Here is an 18,308-nt window from a genome sequence, read left to right as displayed (position 1 = left end):
AGAGGATGTAAGGGTAACAGAATGAGTGAAGAATTAGAGAAGAGGGATGCGGAGAGACCGCTTCGGCGGAGGGGACGTCCGAAAAAGGCGACAGAGGCAGAGCAGCGCACCGCAGCGGAGGAAAAGACAGGAAGGAGCGCGGAAACGAAAGACGTGGGACCGGAGCGTCCGAAGCGAAGCTCCGTGCGAAGCAAACGTACGGGCGGGACAGAGAGTACAGAGGGACGGCGCAGGAAAGCGGCAGCGGAGGGAGAAGTCCGCAGCGATCCGGTGCAGGAGAGAGCCAAAACAGAAACAACAAAAGCATATCGTACAGGAGAGAGTCACGGCGAACCGGCGCAGGAGAGAGCGGCAGAGAAAACACCGGAAACGAGTGTGGAAATAGAGACGCTGTCAGAGGAGAAGCAGAGAGCGCGTCGCCGCAGCGCAGGCAAGGCGCTTGCGGCAGCTTTGGAGGAGGAAAAGCGGCAGGGCTCGGAGAGCGTGCCGGAGGAGCATGCGCCGGAGCAGGGCGGCATTCCTATGCAGGAAACGGCACAGAATCCCGCAGCAAGGACAGAGGAGGGCGCAGTCACGCAGGGACATGATCCCGATTCCAAGTCGGTGCATGGAATACTGGAGGTGATGCAGGACGGCTTCGGCTTTATCCGTTCTGAGAATTTCCTGCCCGGTGAGCAGGATGTCTATGTGAATCCGCAGATGATCCGTCGCTATGGGCTCAGGACGGGAGACATGATTCAGGGCTTCTCGAAGTCGAGGAACCCGCAGGAGCGCTATGGTGCGCTGATGTACATCGAGACGCTGAACGGGCTGCCGCTCTTCAAGGCATCCCGCAGGGTGAGCTTCGAGAAGCTCACGCCGATTTTCCCGAACGAGAGGCTGCACCTCGAGGTCGAGGGGGAGAAAACGCCGACAGCGCTGCGGGTGCTGGATCTGCTGGCACCGATCGGGAAGGGGCAGCGCGGTATGATCGTGTCTCCGCCGAAGGCGGGAAAAACGACCCTGCTGAAGCAGATCGCGAAAGCAATCGTGCGGAATGAGCCGGAGATGCACCTCCTGATCCTGCTGATCGACGAGAGACCGGAGGAGGTCACGGACATGAAGGAGGAGGTCGAGGGCGGACGTGTACAGGTGATCTACTCCACCTTTGACGAGACACCGGAGAACCATCGGCGGGTCGCGGAAATGACGATCGAGCGCGCGAAGCGGCTCGTGGAGCAGGGGGAGGATGTGACGATCCTTCTGGATTCTATCACGAGACTGGCGCGTGCCTACAATCTTACGGTGACCGCCTCCGGCAGGACGCTCTCCGGCGGACTGGATCCGGCGGCACTGCACCCGCCGAAGCGTTTCTTCGGCGCAGCGCGGAACATGAGAGAGCACGGCAGTCTTACGATTCTTGCGACAGCGCTGGTGGATACCGGTTCCCGCATGGATGACGTCATCTATGAGGAGTTCAAGGGAACGGGAAATATGGAGCTCGTACTGAACCGCGAGCTGCAGGAGCGTCGGATCTTTCCGGCGATCGACGTCCTGAAATCCGGGACGAGGCGGGACGATCTCCTGCTTTCGGAGCTGGAGCAGAGTGCGTCGGACATCATACACAGAGAGCTTCTGAATGAAGACCGGAAAAACTCTGTGGAGGAGCTTCTGACGCTCTTTGACCGTACAGAAAACAATAGGGAGCTCTGCGAGTTTCTCGTGAACCGTAAGCCGATCTCCTCGGGGACGGTGAGCGGGAGCAGTGGGAAGGGAGGCTCGAAGCTCCTCGTGAAGATAAACAGGCAGAGCTGATCGGGGGCAATCGACATAGATACTTCCGATGTCTTTATCGTGACAATCGTTTGAACGCAAACGCCGCAGGCGTTCAGGAATAGAGATCCGCGAAGCAGACCCGCGGGAGTCCCATCAGAACGGCGGCGCCGGACAGACTCGTGCCGAAGAACAGGACCTCGGTAGTAAGCCCGAGATAATCTGTGATGGTGCCGTTGCAGACCGTGCTGCCGGTGCAGAGGATCAGATCCGTGCTGCCGTTCACCACATCCGCGTAGGCGGCACGGCCGTCCTCTACGATGACGCCGTAGCGCGGTTGTCCTATGTTGGCGGGATTCAGATCCAGTACGCGCACTTCGTAGCCGCTGTTCGTAAGCATATCCAGAAGCGCCGGCTGGTAGCCGATCAAGGCGATGTATCGGACGTCCGGATAATTTGCTTCCAGAAAGCGGCGCATATCCTTCGCGCAGAGCTCCGGTCCCTCCGTCCGGCAGTGAACCGTGCCGCGGCAGCTGCCAAGCGACGCCATGACTGCGTTCAGTACCGCGATGAAAAGACTGCGGGCGTGCGGATCCGCTGCGATATCCATGGCGAGAACCTCGGAAAGTGTACCTGTGAAGAGGAGCGGGGCATCGGTGAATGCCTGTCCGTGGGCGCCGCGGAACTCTGCCTGTATCATGACGTCCTTTCCTTCTAAAATCGGGAAGTCTCTTCGTTTTGTGTGTCCGATTGCCTCCTCCGGTGTCAGCGTCCGGCAAACGACGGCGACCGTTTCATCCCGCATCCTGCGTCCGTTTTCCGGAGGACAGGCATCTAAGACAGCGCAGAAACGCTGCCTTAGAGTTTCATAAAATTCTTTCGCTGTCATGAGCAGCCTCCTTTTTCTTTTCCTGATCTGTAAGTCCGAGAAATTCCCGGACATCCCTGTCCCAGTCGGCGCTAAACAGCTTCCGGCTGTCTGTGATGCCGCGCAGCTTCCCGGAGATCAGGATGCCGACCCGATCTGCCAGCTGCTCAGCCTCGGCGAAATCATGCGTAACAAACAAAATCGCACAATGAAATTCCGCGCGGATATCCAGTAACATCTGGTATAGCATACGCTTCGTAACCGGGTCAAGTGCCGAAAACGGTTCGTCCAGAAGCAGCAGCTGAGGGTGCATCACGAGTGCGCGCGCCAGCGCCACGCGCTGCTGCTCTCCGCCGCTGAGAACACCGGGATACTGCTGCAGAATGGGCAGAATACCGAAGCGCTCCGCTATTTCCGAGATCTGCCGCCGGATCTCTGCTTTGGGAATGCGGCGCATTCTCAGGCTGTAGGCGATATTCTCCTCCGCCGTCATGTGCGGGAAAAGGCTGTAATCCTGATAGAGATACCCGATGCGCCGTGCATGGAGAGGAATCTCGTGCACAGGCATGCCCTGATACAAGACGGCGCCGCTTTTAGGAAGGAAAAACCCCGCTGTAGCCTCCAGCAGAACGCTTTTCCCTGCGCCGGTCTTTCCGATGATGGCGAAGATTTCCTCCTCCTGCACAGCGAAGCAGATCTGCTCCAGCAGGAAATCGCCGCGCTGTACAGTCAGCGCCTGAAAATCAAGGATGGTAGAGGAGGCTTTAGACATAACGGGTCTGCTTTCTGTTTACCCGGGTCAGGAAGTTGGCTAACCCCAGGGAAACGGCGGAAATCAGGAGCAGGATAAAGGCGCTGGCAAGCGCCCCGCTCAGTTCATTGGTGCTGACGTCCAGATAAATGCTGGCGGGGAGCGTCTCCGTCTTCATACGAGTTACGCCCACCAGCATGAGCGTTGCGCCGAATTCGCCGAGCGCACGGGACCACACGAGGATCAGCGCGCTGATCAGGCTGTTCCTCTGCAGCGGCAGCAGAATGGTGAAGAAGCGAAGGGCAGGAGGTGCGCCCAGAAGTCCCGCCACATATTCAAGCTTTTGATCTACGCTTTGAAAGGCGGCGGAGACCAGGTTGATGGCGAAGGGGAGGTTCACCACCAGCTGCGCCATGATAATGCCGTTCTGACTGAAAACGACGGGGAAGCCCATGGCTTTCAGCCATTTCCCGGCGGGGGAGGAAAAAAGGATCAGCAGACTCAGCCCCAGTACGATATAGGGCAGGGACATCGTCAGCTCCAGGATCATTCCGATCAGCGGCCGGAGAGGGAGGCGGGAACGCGTCAGGGTATATGCAGTGGGAACAGCGAGCAGAAAGCAGAGCAGCGTGGAAATACAGGCGCTCCTTATGCTCAGCCTTATGGCGAAGAGAGTTTCCGGATGAGAAACACATTCCGGAAGACTGCGCATCCCCCGGAATGTAATAATCAGAATATTGCTTCCGATCAGCAGAATCGCGAAAATTGTCAGGATTCCGCAGAGGATCTGGAAGCCTCTTCGATCAGGGTGTCTCATTCTGCCAGCTCGTAGCCGTAGGATGTCCAGATATCATGGACGGTATCTGTGTCGAGGAATGCCGCGAAGGTATCAGCGGTCTGGTCGCCTGCTGCGAAGGAGAGTCTTGCTGCCGGAATGAGCTTGACATATTTGTCCATGTCAGCCGTTTCACAAACCTCTACACCTTCGGCATTGCAGTTTTCCTTCCAGATGATAGCGGCATCTGCTTCTCCCAGAGCGACGACAGTCGCGAGCTGCGGAGCGGTGGCAGTCGTCGCACCCAGATGGACGGTATCACTGACACCGAAGTCGGAAAATGCCTTCTGTGCGATCTTTCCGATAGGAGTGGACTGCGGATCGCCGATCACGGTGACTACATCCTCACGCGCCAGATCCTTGATGCCGGTGATACCCTTCGGATTGTCGGATGCCACGGCAAGCACAGGAATATGCTTCACCAGATTTTTACTGCTCTCCACAAAATCTGCGATCGGCTTTGTCTCCTCCACGGAGCCGGCAATGAAGAAGGCGCCCTCCTTGGATTCCTGGATCTGCGTCTGGATCTGTGCTGCATTCGCGTAGGTGACGTTCATTTCACAGCCTGTTTCCGTCTGAAATGCCGATGCGATTTCCTGGAAGGGCTTCTGCATGCCGGCACCGCAGTAAATCAGCAGGCTCTTGCCGCTGAGATCTGTTTTTTCCGGCTGCGATTCGGAAGCAGACGGGGCTTCGGCGGTTGTTTCCGCTGCTGCGGCAGAGGTCTGTGCAGGCGTTTCTGCCGCAGAGGATGCGCCGCCGGATGCCTGCCCGCAGCCTGCCAGAAGACCGGCGCAGAGGAATGCCGCGAGAAGCGACGCAGAGATTTTGCTTGTTTTTTTCATTGGATTTTACACTCCTTTTTCTATTTTTGAACACAGACCGATCTCTCGATCCGGCGTTCTTCAGGTGGAAACATAAACTACAGCCGCAACAAGACGACAGCATTTACGGAACCGCCCGCATCCCGCCGATATTCCCTGAAGGAAGAGAATGATAGAATATTCCCTGCCCACGGAAATCGGATATCCGGCAGAAACGAACGATCTCATAGATGCTGTATCCGACAGTGCGTTATAGAATAATTTATGGACATTATAGCATTTTACAGATAAGATGTAAGTTGTCAAAACAACTTTTTAGGTGCTTCTATGAATGAGATCGTTATGAATGAAATCATCCCAATACTCCGGCGCTGCAAGCTTTTTTGTGAGCTGGAGGACTCTGTCATCGCAGAGCAGATCCTCCCCGCAGGGAATATACTGAGGTATCCGGAGAAGACAACGCTGATTCTGGGGCAGGATACGGTGGACTGGTTTGCGGTGCTTCTTCTGGGCCGTGTGCAGATTTCGCAGATTCATCCCGACGGGAGGCGGAATCTGATGGGGATCCTGCGGCCGCCTGCTGTCATCGCCGCAGATTTGATCTGCACCAGAACGCGCCGTTCTCCCTACGATGCGATCGCAGCCACAGATGTACGGCTGCTTCGTTTTCCGATGAATTGGCTGTTCGAGCGGAAGCTGAATCCGGATATACAGATGTCCGTATATCGGCAGCTGATGACATTGGTATCGCACGATAATATGCGCAGGTATTACCGTATCGCCATCCTGTCGCAAAAGGGGCTGCGGAGCCGTATCCTGACCTATCTCACTATGCAGGCGGAGCGGCTTTGCTGCAGCAGCTTTACGATTCCGTTCAACCGCGAGGAGCTTGCGGACTATCTCTGCGTGAATCGGAGCGCCTTGTCCCATGAGCTGAAGCGGATGGAGCGGGAGGGCATACTGCGGACGAGGAAGAATCTGTTTGTACTATGTCAGGATGGGGAAAGAGAGGGATGAGTTATGTAATCCAGACCTTAGAGTTCTCACTTTTGTGCCCCTGTCTCCGCAGTAAAATCTCCTTGCCGCGCAGGAAAAGAGAGAGTATACTAAACTGTTAGTAATAACTAACTAGGTTCTTCACAGAAAGCAGGGGCATAATATGACGGAGAAAAATACGGCGGGACAGGGAGCGGATTATAAGAATTGGGTGCCGAAAAGGCTGCTGGCAGCGATATTCTGCTGTTTCCTGGCGGCGCTGGGGGTTGCGGGCATCACAGGAAGAATGTCGCAGGGTGGATGGAGAACGGCGCTGCTGTGGATTTTCGTGCTGCTTTCCGTGTTTTTTATGGTGCTTTTTATCTGGATGAGCTGCCTCTATCGGGCATTTGACTATAAGGGAAGCCGCAGGATGTCGGCACAGATCATCGATGGGATCGCGGCGCGCGTAGAGATTCCGGAGGGCGGCAGGGGGCTGGACATCGGCTGCGGCAGCGGCGCGCTCGCCATCGCCTGTGCAAAACGGAATCCGGCAGCGGAGATTCTGGGAGTGGATCGCTGGGGAGTGGACTACGGCTCCTTCAGTAAGGGGCTATGCGAGCGGAATGCTGCAGCGGAGGGCACCGGAAATGTGACCTTTCGGCAGGGAGATGCGTGCAGGCTGAATTTCCCGGACGAGAGCTTCGACGCGGTATTCAGCAACTATGTATATCACAACATTCCCGTCAGGGACAGGCAGGCGATTCTTCTGGAGACGCTGCGTGTGCTCAAAAAGGGCGGAAGCTTCGCAATTCATGATATTTTCTCGAGGGCGAAATACGGAGATATGGATGCGTTTGTTCGAAAATTGAGAGATATGGGCTATGCGGAGGTGCGGCTGGTCGATACGACAGACGGGACGTTTATGAGCCGCAGAGAGGCGGCGTGGCTCGGGCTCTCCGGCTCGGCAATGCTGCTCGGCAGGAAATAAACCGTTTGGAACGTGCCATAGGGGAGGAGCAGGAGGAGCCTGCCCGAAGGCCTGAGAAAACACGGATTAAATCAGAAGCATTACGCGCCAACGGCACGTGAATCATGAATAAAGCAATGCGCCCTTGGCGAAGCGGTGATTCAGGCGGAGCTCTCCTTTTTTTTCGCTGTCCTCCGCATTGCTCTCTTTCTCATACGGAGCAGGTATTCTACTGTAGCTAAGAGGAGCTCCCATTCGATTCGTAGGAAGCGGTGGAGAGGGATATCCGAGAAATGAACCCGCTGCAGCCTTCCTGCGTTTCGGAAGCCCTCCCGGAGCCCGGCGCGGTAGTCTCTTCCGAAGCCCATCCTCTGGAAGTAGAGCAGCTTTACCAGATATCCGAGTGCGAGGAAGGGCGCATTCAGCAGGAGCTGCGCATTTGGCATATTCTTGTAGGGAAGATACCAGCTGTTTCGTGCGGAGAGCCGAACCTTGAAGCTGTTGTATTTGCTTCCGCTGGTTCCGGAGCCGACGTGGCGGCAGACTGCGGTCGGGAGATAGAGGATGCGGTAGCCCAGAAGCCTGGCGCGGTAGGAAATGTCGAGGTCCTCGAGATAGGCGAAGTGCGCGATGTCGAAGAGCCCGGTTTTTTTAAGGGCGGAAAGCCGGTAGAGCGCCGCGCCCGCGCAGGCGGAGAAGACGAAGGCGGGACGGTTCCAGTCCTGTACCGGCTCCTCCAGACCGCGCTGAAACTGCCAGCCGAGGAGGGTGTACTGGTCGCCGGCATCGTCCATCACGGAGCTGTCGTGCATTTTGACCATGCGGGAGCTGATGGCGAAGAGCTGCTCTGTGCGATCCTGTTCCATTTCCGACTCGAGCCGTTCGAGGAAGTCCGGAAGGACAGAGGTGTCATTGTTCAGCAGCAGGACATAGGAGAGATTCTGCGCAGCCGCACGGCGGATGCCGAGGTTGACTGCGGCGGAAAAACCGAGATTCTTCGGATTTCGGAGCAGGAGACGCCGGTCGGGTGCCTCCGCGCTCCAATGAGAGAGCCAATGCAGGCTCTCGTCGGAGGAAGCGTTGTCGACGACGATTGTCAGGAAGTCCTGTCTGCTTTGTCTGTCCAGCGCCTCCATACAGGCAGGCAGGAAGCGGTATCCGTTGTAGTTCGGGATGATAACGGCGGTTTTCATAGGGATATCCTCTCTTTTCAAAAGGAGGGAGCCGTTTATGGAAAATGGCTCCCTCCTTTACTGTATCAGGCGGTTCAGGCGTTTGGCTCGACCTCTCCATTCGCCGCTTCCTGTTCGGCGGCCTCCTGTGCGGCTGCGGCAGCGGCAGCATCTGCCGCGGACTGCTGGCTCAGGATCACCGGATCGGTCGGATCGTAGTTCTGCGCCAGCGGGATCGCCTGCTCGATGGCATCCTTCTCCACCGGGCCCTTGTCCCAGCGATCGGCATAAACCGTGACAGGCGTTCCGCCCTTGCAGTTGTTGTAAACCCATGCGCTGTCGGAGGCCTTCAGGCGGACGCAGCCGCCGGACTGCGCCTGATCCATATAGTTATAGTTGGCTGCCGTAAAGCTGTAGAGATCCGGCTTCGTGTACAGCAGGGAGTGGATCAGGAAATGCCCGTTGAAACGGGACAGGAACTGTGTATAGCAGTCCGCGTGCATGAAATGCCAGCGATACTGCTGGTAAATCTTGAAGCTTCCGATCGGGGTATCCGGACCGACCGTACACATGAAGGTCTTGTATGGAATGGTATACTGCCCTGCGGCATCCTTCGTGAGGACGTAGAAACTGCGGGTTGCCTTGTTGATGCGGATCGCATAGGAGGACTGCAGCCCCATCACCGGCTCGAGATCCTTCGCCAGTATGCCGTTCTCATAGAAGTAATAATTGTAGCCCTCGATCGCCTTCCAGCCCGTGGAGGCGAAGCCGTTCTCGAAATAATACTGATTGGAATCCTCGTCGAATGCCCAGCCGGTATAGGCGTGTCCGTCTGCGGTGGAATAGCCGACACCGCCGTCTGCCTTTACGATGCCCTCGTTATTCTCGTTGGCGAGCGGCTTCTCGACAGCGCCCTCGAAGGGAACCGTCCGGTTCCAGAGCGCGAGCTTCAGTGCCACGATGTAGCGCTCGCCGCCGATGACGCCGCAGGCCTGCCCCGCCCTCGCCCAGTCGGTCGTCGTGCCGTCATTGAGCACTGCACGATAGTAGAGCTCGCCGAATTTGTGCGTATAACCCTTGACGCGGAACATCACTGCCTGCACCTGCCCGCGATCCGGCGTCGTCTCTCCGCTGATTGCCCACGGCCCCCAGCCGGTATTCGCAGAGTAGGTTCGATAGTACCAGCGCCCGACGTTCTGATGCTCGAGCAGGATGCGGTTGAAGCCGCCGCCTGCATAGGCGAAGGAATCTGCCTCGTGGGTATAGCCATAGTCAACGCGCTGTCCGTCGCCGTCATAGAGGTGGTAGGTCGCGAGCGGCACGAGACCGAGAACCGGATCCTGGCCGAGGTCGCCGTTATGGCTGAGCGCCATTGCAGGACGGATCGCAGCCAGCGGGTCCGCCGATTTGGAAGCATCCTGCCCTGCGGAGCCGGAAGCGTCCGTCGTGCCGGAGGAAGAGCCGGAGCCTGCGATGATCGGTGCGTTGCTGCTGCTGAGTCCTTCGCCGGGACCGGCGGCGAGAGACGGAAACGGCGAAAGAAGCGCCATGACAGCGGCGGCAAGCAGCGCAGCTGTCCTGTGAAAACGATACATGATGATCCTCCATTCCCTTACTTTCAATATCCGGCAGTATAGCATACTTGCCGGAAAGATACCAGCCAGGATTTACTTTTCAGGCGCTTTGGGATAAAATTGTAAAAAGTTTGTAATCAAGTGCCAAAATCCCGAAGCCCTCGGCGTGCTTGCACGCCGGAGGGCACAGGGATTTATGGCACGCCCCACATGGAGCGCGGAGCACGGCGAAGCAGCGCGGGAGCGCGGAATGCGGGGGGATTGCGGAAATCGAGAATCGATGGAGCAATCCGGATTACAAGGAAATGAAGTACCCCGAAAGGGCTCGGAGTGCTTGCACGCCGGAGAGCGCAGGGATTTATGGCACGGCAGTCATAACGGTATTACATGCCGGAGTACGGCACGGTACGCGGCAAGAGAGGAGGCGGGACTGCGATGAGCGGAAAAACGATCAATGTAACGAGGGCGAGCCTCCCGCCGATTACAGAGTATGAAGCGATGCTGCAGGAGATCTGGGACAGCGCATGGCTGACCAATATGGGCAGGTATCACGAGACACTTCGGGCGGAGCTTCGCCGCTATATGGGGGTTTCGGACATTGAGCTTTTCGTGAACGGACACAGCGCGCTTGAGCTCCTTCTGCAGGCGCTTGAGCTCAAGGGGGAGGTGATCACGACGCCGTTCTCCTTTGCCTCCACGACGCACGCGATCGTGCGGAACAGGCTCCGGCCGGTTTTCTGTGATATCAATGAGCGGGACTATACGCTCGACGTGGAGAAGCTGGAGGGGCTGATCACGGAAAGGACGGCGGCGATCCTCCCGGTGCACGTCTACGGCAACATCTGCGCAGTGCGGGAGATACAGGAGATCGCAGATCGGCACGGGCTGCCGGTCGTCTATGACGCGGCGCACGCCTTCGGGGAGGAGTACGAGGGGAGAGGTGTCGGGAGCTATGGCGACGCATCCATGTTCTCCTTTCACGCGACGAAGGTCTTCCATTCCATCGAGGGCGGCGCGGTGTGCTGCGGCGCGCCCAGAGCGGCGCTGATGCGGAAGCTGTACGAGCTGAAGAACTTCGGGATTCTCGGGAAGGAGGAGGTCGCCTCTGTCGGGGCGAACGGGAAAATGAACGAGTTTGCCGCGGCGATGGGACTCTGTAATCTCCGGCATATCGCGGAATATATCGAGAAGCGGCGGCAGATCTTCGAATGTTATCTCCGGCTCCTCGGCGGGGTCGAGGGCATCTGCCTCCCGGTGCTGAATCCGCGCACGAAGCCAAACTATGCCTATATGCCCGTCCGTTTCCGGGGCTATCGCTTTACGAGGGATGAGATCTACCGGAATCTGGAGCGGGAGGATATCCATGCCCGAAAGTATTTCTATCCCTGCATCAACGATTATGCCTGCTATCGCGGGGAGTATGATGTGCGGGAGACGCCGGTCGCGAAGGTGGTGTCGGAGGAGATTCTGACACTGCCGATCTATCCCGACCTCGAAATGGCGGATGTAGAGCGGATCTGCCGGGTCATTCTGGACGGGAAGGCATAGAGGAGAGACAGATTTGGAAATGAAGATCGAGACGAGAGTGCTGCTGACCGCGATCGGCTCCTTTTCCGCGCCGGCGGTGATAAGGGGGCTGCGGGAGATGGGATTTTCCGTCATTGGCACAGACATCTATGAGAAGGAGTGGGTGGCGGAGAGCGCGGAGGTGGATCGCTTCTATCAGGCCCCGCCGGCGGCCGAGGAGGCGCGCTACCTCTCCTTTCTGCAAGAGCTTATTATAAAGGAAGAAATTTCTTTTTTGGTTCCGCTGATCGATGCGGAGATTGACGTTCTGAACCGGAATCGCGCTCTGCTGGAGCGGTTGGGTGTGACCCTCTGTATGTCGGGGGAGGCGGAGATCAGGCTGCTTCGGAGCAAGCTGTCTCTCACAGAGCGGGTTTCCGGCTGGCTGTCGCGTCCGGAGAATGCGGCATTTTCCGGACAGTTCCGGACGATTCCCACAGAACGGGCGAGCGAGGCGGACTTCGAGACAGTGCGCTACCCGCTGATCCTGAAGCCGGATGACGGCAGGAGCTCGAGCGGCCTTTACCGCATTTATCAGGAGGATCAGCTGGGCTTTGCCTTCTCGAATATCATGGATCCATCGAAGCTGTCGGACGACAGCCTTACGCGTTATCTCGTACAGCCGCTGCTCCGGGGCAATGTCGTCACGGTGGATGTGGTGCGGGATCATAGGGGGAACTGCCTCGTGGCGGCGCGGGAGGAGCTGCTTCGCACCGCAAACGGTGCGGGGCTTTCTGTAAGACTGTTCCGGGATCCGGAGCTGGAGCGCTTCTGCCGGGAGCTCGCCGGAGAGCTTGGGATCCTCGGTGCGGTGAACTTCGAGCTGATTCGGGGAGAGGGCTCCGGCATTTATTATTTCGTGGAATGCAACCCCCGCTTCTCCGGCGGGACGGCGTTCACCGTCCTTTCCGGGCTGCCGCTCGTCCGGGACAGTATGCGGGTATTTCTGGGGGAGGAGCTCGGGGCGCAGCCTGCGCTTCGCGAGGGCTATATGACGAGGAAATATATAGAATGCAGAATGTGACGGAAAAGGACAGAGGAGGCGAGGTGCTGCTCATCATTCCCGCGCACAACGAGGAGGAGAACCTCGTGGAGGTGGTGCGGGATATCGAAGCGCAGGAGGAGAAGCTCTCCTATATTATCGTGTCGGACGGCTCCACTGACGGAACCGTAGCGCTCTGCCGGAGAGAGGGCTACCCCTGCATTGTGCTGCCGGTCAATCTCGGGCTGGCGGGCTGCTTCCAGACCGGCATGAAATACGCGTACCGGGAGGGCTATCAGTATGCCGTACAGTTCGACGGGGACGGGCAGCACAGAGCGGCGGATGTCGCGGTGCTGAAGGAGAAGATGGAAGAGGGCAGCTATGACCTTGTACTGGGCTCCCGCTTTCTGGAGAGGAGGAAGGGAAGCTCCGCAAGGGAGACCGGCTCCCGGCTCCTGACGGCGGTGATCCGCCTCACTACAGGGAAGACGGTCACGGATCCGACCTGCGGGCTCCGCCTCTACAGCCGAAGGGCGATTGGGGACTTCGCGAACCGAATGAATTACGGGCCGGAGCCGGATACCGTGTCCTATCTTATCAAGCGTGGCTACCGTATCGCGGAGGCGGCGGTGGAGATCCGGGAGAGACAGGCGGGACAGTCCTATCTGCGTCCGCTGAATGCTGCATGGTATATGCTGCGGATGCTGGTCAGCATTCTCTTCGTACAGAGGTTTCGGACTTGAGCAGGGGGCGCAGACTCTGGGAGAACGATGTTCTCTGGAATGCAATGGGGAGCCTCTTTTATGCGCTTGCCTCGATGCTGCTTGCTTTTGCGGTGCTTCGGCTTGCAGGGCCGCGGGACGGCGGGATCTTCGGCTTCGGCTTCTCGACGCTGGGACAGCAGCTCTTCATCGTGTCGTACTTCGGGATACGGCCGTTCCATATCACGGATATGCGGGGGGAGTACAGCTTCGGAGAGTATCTCCGGCTTCGGTGCTGGACCTGCGGCGGGGCGGTACTGCTCACCCTGCTCTATCTCTGGGCAATGACGGAGAGCGGCGGGTATTCGCTCCGCCGGAGCCTCATCCTGCTCTGTCTCGTGCTCTGCAAGGTGGCGGACGGGTATGCGGATGTCTATGAGTCGGAGCTGCAGAGGCAGGGCAGACTGTACTGTGCGGGGCAGTCCCTCTTTTTCCGGACGTGGCTTTTGCTCTGCACGCTGCTGGTTTCGCTGGCGCTGTTTGGGGAGCTTCTGCTCTCTGTAGCGCTGTCTGTGTTGATGCAGCTTTTCGGGCTTCTGCTCTTCTCCGTCCGTCCGCTGCGGGCCTGTCCTCCGGATACGAGGAGAAGTGGAGAAGCGGGGATTCAGGGGGTACGGGACGGGGTGCGGCGCGGCTACCCTATGCGGCTTCTCCGGAGCACAGGACTGCTCTTCCTCTCTGTATTCCTGGATTTTTATGTATTTTCCGCCTCGAAGTACGCGGTGGATCAGCGCATGGGTGCGGAGGCGTCAGGGATCTTTAATATTCTCTTCATGCCGGCATCCCTGATTTACCTCCTCGCAAACTTCCTGATCCGTCCGATGCTGACGCGTCTCGCGGAGGAGTTCCGGGAGGAGAGGCGGAGGGCGTTTCTTAGAACCTGCCGTCTGCTCTTCGGCGGGGTAGCGCTGCTCGCTGTGCTGGTCTCGCTGGCGGCGCTCCTTCTGGGCGGCTGGGGACTCGGGATCTTTGAGCTGCTGCTCGGCAGCCGTTACAGAGGCGTCATGCGGAGAGAGCTTCCCAGCTTCCTCCTGCTGATCGCAGGAGGCGGACTTTATGCGCTCTGCAATGTTCAGTATTATATCCTCGTGACGATGCGGCGGCAGAGAGAGATTTTCCTGTCCTATCTGCTCGCAGCCCTTGCCGCCTTTCTCACGGCGGGGCGGATGGTAGGGCGGGGCGGAATCCGCGCGGGCGCGGGAAGCTATTTCCTCCTGATGGGACTTTTGCTTATCATTTTTACGCTTTGGGTGCTTTATGCACTGTATGGGTTTTATCATGGAAAGACAGAATCAAAGGACGGTCGACGTCATCATTCCGACCTATCACCCGGGGGAGAAATTTGACCGGCTGCTGGCGGGACTGTCCCTGCAGCGTTATCCGATCCGCCGCATCATTCTCGTGAATACGGAGGAGGCGGGGCTGGATCCGCTGCGGCTTCGCGGCTATGAGAATATCGAGGTGCATCACATCCGTCGGGAGGCATTCAATCACGGCGCGAGCCGGAACCTCGGGGTGTCCTTCTCCATGGCGGATTATTTTCTCTTTATGACGGATGATGCGGTGCCGCGGGATGAGATGCTCGTGGAGACGCTGGTGCGCGGAATGGAGAGTGATGCGCGGATCGCTGCGGTCTATGGCAGGCAGCTCGCGACGGAGGAGAGCTCCTTTGATGAGCGCTACAGCCGCCGCTTCAACTACCCGGAGCAGTCCTTCGTGAAGGGGATAGAGGATTTGCCGCGGCGGGGCATCAAGACCTTTTTTCAGTCGAATGTCTGCTGTCTCTACCGGAGGGAGATCTTCGACCGGCTGGGCGGCTTCGAGGCGAGTACGATTTTCAATGAGGATATGCTCTACTGCGCGAAGATGCTCCGGGCGGGCTATCTGTCCCGCTACGAGGCGGATGCCTGTGTCCTGCACGCGCATCATTACAGCGGGATAGAGCAGCTCCGCAGAAACTTCGACCTCGGGGTTTCGCAGGCAGAGCATCCGGAGGTCTTCGGCGGGATATCGTCAGAGGGCGAGGGGAGCAGGATGGTTTTTGGCAATGCCCGGGCGCTTATTCGAGAGGGAAAACCGTGGCTTTTGCCGCTTCTCTTTTATCGTTCGGGCTGCAAGCTCCTCGGCTTTTGGCTGGGAAGGAGCTTTCGAAGGCTGCCGGAGAGCTGGGTTCGTGCCATGAGCATGAATAAGATGTATTGGAGGCAGAAAAGGCGATGACAGATTTACTGCGTGTGATTCTCATTATGGTTTCTGTGCTGACCTGTGCGGTTCTGAACCGGCGGATCCGCAGATCGAAAACAAGCATTGAGAGCTCGGTCTTCTGGATCCTGCTGTCGCTGCTTCTCGTGCTTTTTGCCCTTTTTCCGGTGCTGCCGGATATGCTGGCGCATCTTCTGGGGATCTATTCGACAGCGAACTTCCTTTTCCTGTTCACGATTTTCCTGCTGCTGCTCTGTCAGTTCCATCTGAGCATGGAGCTTTCCCGCACCGAGGAAAGACTGAAAACACTGGTACAGGAGATTGCGCTGGAGAAGAGGGACAGAGAGGAGCAGGAGGAAGAGACGGAACAGAGGGAGCCGGCATGAGCGCGCTGCCTCTGCTTCGGACGATCGGGGACGGCTTTCTGCTGCGATGGCTGCTCCTGCTTTCCGCTGTTCTTTTTCTGCTTCTTCTGGGGAGCCTCCTCCTTTTCCGGAGGAAGGGGATACAGCTCTGGCAGGTCTATATCCCAGTCGTGCTTTCGCTGGGGCTTTGCTACAGCTTCGTGCTTCCGCCGCTCTCCGCGCCGGATGAGGTGGTGCACTATATCGGCGCCTACGAGCTCTCGAGCCGTATACTGGGGCGGCCCTCTCCGCTCTATGACAGCGAGGGACAGCTTCTGATCCGTGCGGAGGATACCTTCATCGACGACTGGCAGGGAGACGGAGATCCGGACAATGCGACGGTAGTCGGGAGACATCTTACACGCGAGCTCTATGAGGAGCTGCACCGGCGGGGCTTCGGTGCGGGGGAGGAGAGCGGCTATCATTTCACACTGCAGCTTCCGGTGGAGACGACGAGGCTCGCTTATCTTTTTCCGGCGCTTGGCTTCTCTGCCGCGCGGCTTCTGGGACTGGGCGGCTTCGGACTTCTTTACTTCGGACGCTGGATGAACCTGCTTTTCTTCACGATGCTGGGCGGAATGGCGGTGCGGCGGACACCGGTCGGAAGGGAGCTTTTCTTCGGCGTTTCCCTGCTCCCGATGCTGCTGGAGCTTGCAAGCTCTCTCTCCTATGACTGCTTCCTGCTGGGGCTGAGCTTCTATCTGACGGCGGTAATGTTGGATCTCGCGCTTTCGAAGCCCTGTGTCACAGGGCGGGATGTGCTGACGCTGTCCCTCCTTGCGGTGCTGCTCTCCCCCTGCAAGATAGTCTATTCTTTGCTCTTTCTCGGCTGCTTTCTGATCCCACCCCGGAAGTTCCGATCAAAGAGACATTACCTCGGCTGCATCCTCCTGATCGGGACGCTGATGCTGGGAGCAATCCTCTGGAGCAACCTTCCGGCGCTCCTTCGGTATGTTTTCCCTGCCGCAGGTACGACGCATTCCGTGGACTGGGTGGAGAATGCCGCTTCGGCGGAGACCTATGATTTGCAGGAATTGCTGAAAACCCCTATAATACTACTGAAGATCCTCCGGAACACGGTGCAGATTCAGGGCGGCTATTACCTTTATACCATGGCGGGCGGCGCACTCGGGCATCTTGAGGAGGGACTGGGACTGGGACTTCCGGGGCTCTGGTTCTTTTATGGGCTTCTGCTGCTCCTCAATCTGTTCGGGAGCGCAGCGGAGCCGCGGATCCCGCTTTTTCGGCGGCTGCTCTGCTTCCTGAGCGTGCTGTCGGTTTCCGTGCTGCTGCTCGTCAGCATGCTGACGGCGTACACGCCGCTTCGGACGGATTATGCCTTGGGCGTGCAGGGACGCTACTTCCTTCCGCTGCTTCCGCTTTTCGCGATGAGCTTCCATGGAAGAGGAGAAGCGCTGCTCCTTCAAAGAGGCGGGAGCTTCGGGAGAATGCAGGGCTTCGGTGCTTCGGCGCTGCTCTTCACAGAGCTGCTCGGAAACGCCGTGCTGCTGCTGCTGCTCTTTCTCCGGATTTCGCTGCGAACCCTGTGATGGATCAGATCACCCATCGCAAGCGATTGCTCTGAACCGCTCAAAGCTCTTCGCCAGAGGGGCAGCGCAGTCCTTCGAACTGCGCTCAACCGCGTGGCTCCCCCGATCAAAGATCGGGGGCAGGCAGGTATTCGCGCTTTCGTGATGTTTACCCATCGCTTTGTGCTCATACCTGTTGTCCCGTCCGATAAACATACGTCTGCCCGTGCAAGCACGGCATCCATATGTTTGCTGTCCGGGGACTTATACAGTATAATTCGAGTTTCCTTAGAAAGGCTTTTAAGAATATAAGATTATGAGAGCAATCCTTCAACTGCTAAAGAATATCAAGGAAAAACGGCGGATGATCTGGGATCTCGCATGGGCAGACTTCCGGAAGCGCTTCGTCGGCTCCTATTTCGGCATGCTCTGGATGTTTATTCAGCCGCTGGTCACCATCGCGATCTACGCCTTTATCTTCGGCCCTCACGGCTTCAAGTCGACACCGCCGGTGCCGAATGTGAGCTATACGCTCTGGCTGGTTCCGGGGATTGTACCGTGGTTCTTCTTCTCCGAGGCGCTGAATACGATCACGGGCATCCTGCAGGAATACAGCTATCTCGTAAAAAAGGTGGTGTTTCCGATCGAGCTTCTGCCGGTCATCAAGCTGCTGAGCTGCGGCTTCGTTCATCTCTTCTTTTTCCTCGTCATGCTGGCGTTTTATCTGCTGAGCGGGGAAGCGCCGCGATTCGCATGGATGCAGGCACTGTATTATTCCTTCGCTGCCGGGATGCTGGCGCTGGGACTCGGCTTCTTCACGAGCGCGATCAATGTCTTTTTCAAGGATATGCAGCAGATCGTCGGCATTCTCCTGCAGTTTGGGATCTGGATGTGTCCGATCATGTACGATGAGGCGCTTTTCACGAAAGGGCGTCCGTGGATGTCCGTGCTCTTCAAGCTGAATCCCTTTTACTATATCGTGGCAGGGTACCGGGATTCCATGCTTACGGGTGCGCCGTTCTGGATGCGTCCGCAGCTGGGATTCTATTTCTGGCTGGTAACGGCGATATTCTTTGTGCTGGGGCTCTGTTTCTTCCGGAAGCTGCGTCCGCATTTTTCTGATGTACTCTGAGGAGGCTTTAT

General features: G+C 57.8%; 17 protein-coding genes. 11 read left to right on the top strand and 6 right to left on the bottom strand.

Annotation, left to right across the window (positions count from 1 at the left end; all coding sequences use genetic code 11):
- Positions 1-21: 21 nt before the first annotated feature.
- On the top strand, positions 22-1,794 hold the full coding sequence (gene rho / locus HW273_RS10755; protein ID WP_179012234.1) for a transcription termination factor Rho: 1,773 nt from the start codon (positions 22-24) through the stop codon (positions 1,792-1,794).
- Positions 1,795-1,867: 73 nt separating this feature from the next.
- On the opposite strand, the gene HW273_RS10750 is transcribed toward rho, so the two are convergent.
- Genes HW273_RS10750 through HW273_RS10735 form a run of 4 tightly spaced genes read right to left on the bottom strand, consistent with a single transcriptional unit; the run spans position 1,868 to position 5,051 of the window.
- Entirely contained in the window at positions 1,868-2,641 is a 774-nt protein-coding gene (locus tag HW273_RS10750) for a Rossmann-like domain-containing protein (RefSeq protein WP_179012233.1), read from the bottom strand.
- The gene (locus HW273_RS10745; protein ID WP_179012232.1) at positions 2,619-3,392 is read right to left on the bottom strand and encodes an ATP-binding cassette domain-containing protein; all 774 of its coding nucleotides are present in this window, start codon (positions 3,390-3,392) and stop codon (positions 2,619-2,621) included. The genes HW273_RS10750 and HW273_RS10745 overlap by 23 nt, the downstream gene beginning before the upstream one ends.
- A complete protein-coding gene (locus HW273_RS10740; protein ID WP_179012231.1) occupies positions 3,385-4,188 on the bottom strand; it encodes an ABC transporter permease in 804 nt (267 codons plus the stop codon). Before HW273_RS10740 ends, HW273_RS10745 begins: the two co-directional genes overlap by 8 nt.
- Entirely contained in the window at positions 4,185-5,051 is an 867-nt protein-coding gene (locus HW273_RS10735; protein ID WP_179012230.1) for a substrate-binding domain-containing protein, read from the bottom strand. Before HW273_RS10735 ends, HW273_RS10740 begins: the two co-directional genes overlap by 4 nt.
- Before the next feature lie 321 nt (positions 5,052-5,372).
- Here HW273_RS10735 and HW273_RS10730 point away from each other — a divergent pair, with 321 nt between their 5' ends.
- Together HW273_RS10730 and HW273_RS10725 are read left to right on the top strand one after the other, a co-directional pair.
- Positions 5,373-6,047 (top strand): Crp/Fnr family transcriptional regulator, encoded by a 675-nt coding sequence (locus HW273_RS10730; protein WP_179012229.1) that lies wholly within the window; start codon positions 5,373-5,375, stop codon positions 6,045-6,047.
- Between the two features lie 142 nt (positions 6,048-6,189).
- Entirely contained in the window at positions 6,190-6,996 is an 807-nt protein-coding gene (locus HW273_RS10725) for a class I SAM-dependent methyltransferase (protein ID WP_179012228.1), read from the top strand.
- Positions 6,997-7,136: 140 nt separating this feature from the next.
- Here the strand turns inward: HW273_RS10725 and HW273_RS10720 are convergent, their stop codons facing one another.
- Positions 7,137-8,168 (bottom strand): glycosyltransferase family 2 protein, encoded by a 1,032-nt coding sequence (locus tag HW273_RS10720; RefSeq protein WP_179012227.1) that lies wholly within the window; start codon positions 8,166-8,168, stop codon positions 7,137-7,139.
- 74 nt (positions 8,169-8,242) lie between these two features.
- On the bottom strand, positions 8,243-9,742 hold the full coding sequence (locus tag HW273_RS10715; protein WP_179012226.1) for a L,D-transpeptidase: 1,500 nt from the start codon (positions 9,740-9,742) through the stop codon (positions 8,243-8,245).
- Positions 9,743-10,156: 414 nt separating this feature from the next.
- On the opposite strand from HW273_RS10715, the gene HW273_RS10710 reads away from it, so the two are divergent.
- The 8 genes from HW273_RS10710 to HW273_RS10675 all read left to right on the top strand — a co-directional run bounded on the left by HW273_RS10710 (position 10,157) and on the right by HW273_RS10675 (position 18,297).
- Positions 10,157-11,269 carry a DegT/DnrJ/EryC1/StrS family aminotransferase gene (locus HW273_RS10710; RefSeq protein WP_179012225.1) on the top strand — a complete coding sequence of 371 codons (1,113 nt, stop codon included), beginning with the start codon at positions 10,157-10,159 and terminating at the stop codon, positions 11,267-11,269.
- Between the two features lie 19 nt (positions 11,270-11,288).
- Entirely contained in the window at positions 11,289-12,311 is a 1,023-nt protein-coding gene (locus HW273_RS10705) for an ATP-grasp domain-containing protein (protein WP_243206853.1), read from the top strand.
- Positions 12,299-13,012, top strand: a complete 714-nt coding sequence (locus HW273_RS10700; protein ID WP_179012222.1) for a glycosyltransferase family 2 protein — start codon at positions 12,299-12,301, stop codon at positions 13,010-13,012. Before HW273_RS10705 ends, HW273_RS10700 begins: the two co-directional genes overlap by 13 nt.
- Positions 13,009-14,376, top strand: a complete 1,368-nt coding sequence (locus HW273_RS10695; protein WP_179012221.1) for a polysaccharides export protein — start codon at positions 13,009-13,011, stop codon at positions 14,374-14,376. The genes HW273_RS10700 and HW273_RS10695 overlap by 4 nt, the downstream gene beginning before the upstream one ends.
- On the top strand, positions 14,309-15,250 hold the full coding sequence (locus HW273_RS10690; RefSeq protein WP_179012219.1) for a glycosyltransferase family 2 protein: 942 nt from the start codon (positions 14,309-14,311) through the stop codon (positions 15,248-15,250). The genes HW273_RS10695 and HW273_RS10690 overlap by 68 nt, the downstream gene beginning before the upstream one ends.
- The gene (locus tag HW273_RS10685; RefSeq protein ID WP_179012217.1) at positions 15,247-15,618 is read left to right on the top strand and encodes a DUF2304 domain-containing protein; all 372 of its coding nucleotides are present in this window, start codon (positions 15,247-15,249) and stop codon (positions 15,616-15,618) included. Before HW273_RS10690 ends, HW273_RS10685 begins: the two co-directional genes overlap by 4 nt.
- The gene (locus HW273_RS10680; protein ID WP_179012216.1) at positions 15,615-17,186 is read left to right on the top strand and encodes a DUF2142 domain-containing protein; all 1,572 of its coding nucleotides are present in this window, start codon (positions 15,615-15,617) and stop codon (positions 17,184-17,186) included. Before HW273_RS10685 ends, HW273_RS10680 begins: the two co-directional genes overlap by 4 nt.
- A 295-nt stretch (positions 17,187-17,481) precedes the next feature.
- Positions 17,482-18,297 (top strand): ABC transporter permease, encoded by an 816-nt coding sequence (locus tag HW273_RS10675; protein WP_179012214.1) that lies wholly within the window; start codon positions 17,482-17,484, stop codon positions 18,295-18,297.
- Positions 18,298-18,308: the final 11 nt, after the last annotated feature.

The sequence above is a fragment of the Oribacterium sp. oral taxon 102 genome (assembly GCF_013394775.1).
Taxonomy (GTDB): Bacteria; Bacillota; Clostridia; order Lachnospirales; family Lachnospiraceae; genus Oribacterium.
This window is presented reverse-complemented; position numbering and strand designations above follow the sequence as displayed.

Bases quoted from the DNA above. Each gene is read 5' to 3' on its own strand.
- rho (WP_179012234.1), top strand. From the start codon at position 22: ATGAGTGAAGAATTAGAGAAGAGGGATGCGGAGAGACCGCTTCGGCGG.
- HW273_RS10750 (WP_179012233.1), bottom strand. From the start codon at position 2,641: ATGACAGCGAAAGAATTTTATGAAACTCTAAGGCAGCGTTTCTGCGCT.
- HW273_RS10745 (WP_179012232.1), bottom strand. From the start codon at position 3,392: ATGTCTAAAGCCTCCTCTACCATCCTTGATTTTCAGGCGCTGACTGTA.
- HW273_RS10740 (WP_179012231.1), bottom strand. From the start codon at position 4,188: ATGAGACACCCTGATCGAAGAGGCTTCCAGATCCTCTGCGGAATCCTG.
- HW273_RS10735 (WP_179012230.1), bottom strand. From the start codon at position 5,051: ATGAAAAAAACAAGCAAAATCTCTGCGTCGCTTCTCGCGGCATTCCTC.
- HW273_RS10730 (WP_179012229.1), top strand. From the start codon at position 5,373: ATGAATGAAATCATCCCAATACTCCGGCGCTGCAAGCTTTTTTGTGAG.
- HW273_RS10725 (WP_179012228.1), top strand. From the start codon at position 6,190: ATGACGGAGAAAAATACGGCGGGACAGGGAGCGGATTATAAGAATTGG.
- HW273_RS10720 (WP_179012227.1), bottom strand. From the start codon at position 8,168: ATGAAAACCGCCGTTATCATCCCGAACTACAACGGATACCGCTTCCTG.
- HW273_RS10715 (WP_179012226.1), bottom strand. From the start codon at position 9,742: ATGTATCGTTTTCACAGGACAGCTGCGCTGCTTGCCGCCGCTGTCATG.
- HW273_RS10710 (WP_179012225.1), top strand. From the start codon at position 10,157: ATGAGCGGAAAAACGATCAATGTAACGAGGGCGAGCCTCCCGCCGATT.
- HW273_RS10705 (WP_243206853.1), top strand. From the start codon at position 11,289: ATGAAGATCGAGACGAGAGTGCTGCTGACCGCGATCGGCTCCTTTTCC.
- HW273_RS10700 (WP_179012222.1), top strand. From the start codon at position 12,299: ATGCAGAATGTGACGGAAAAGGACAGAGGAGGCGAGGTGCTGCTCATC.
- HW273_RS10690 (WP_179012219.1), top strand. From the start codon at position 14,309: ATGGAAAGACAGAATCAAAGGACGGTCGACGTCATCATTCCGACCTAT.
- HW273_RS10685 (WP_179012217.1), top strand. From the start codon at position 15,247: ATGACAGATTTACTGCGTGTGATTCTCATTATGGTTTCTGTGCTGACC.
- HW273_RS10680 (WP_179012216.1), top strand. From the start codon at position 15,615: ATGAGCGCGCTGCCTCTGCTTCGGACGATCGGGGACGGCTTTCTGCTG.
- HW273_RS10675 (WP_179012214.1), top strand. From the start codon at position 17,482: ATGAGAGCAATCCTTCAACTGCTAAAGAATATCAAGGAAAAACGGCGG.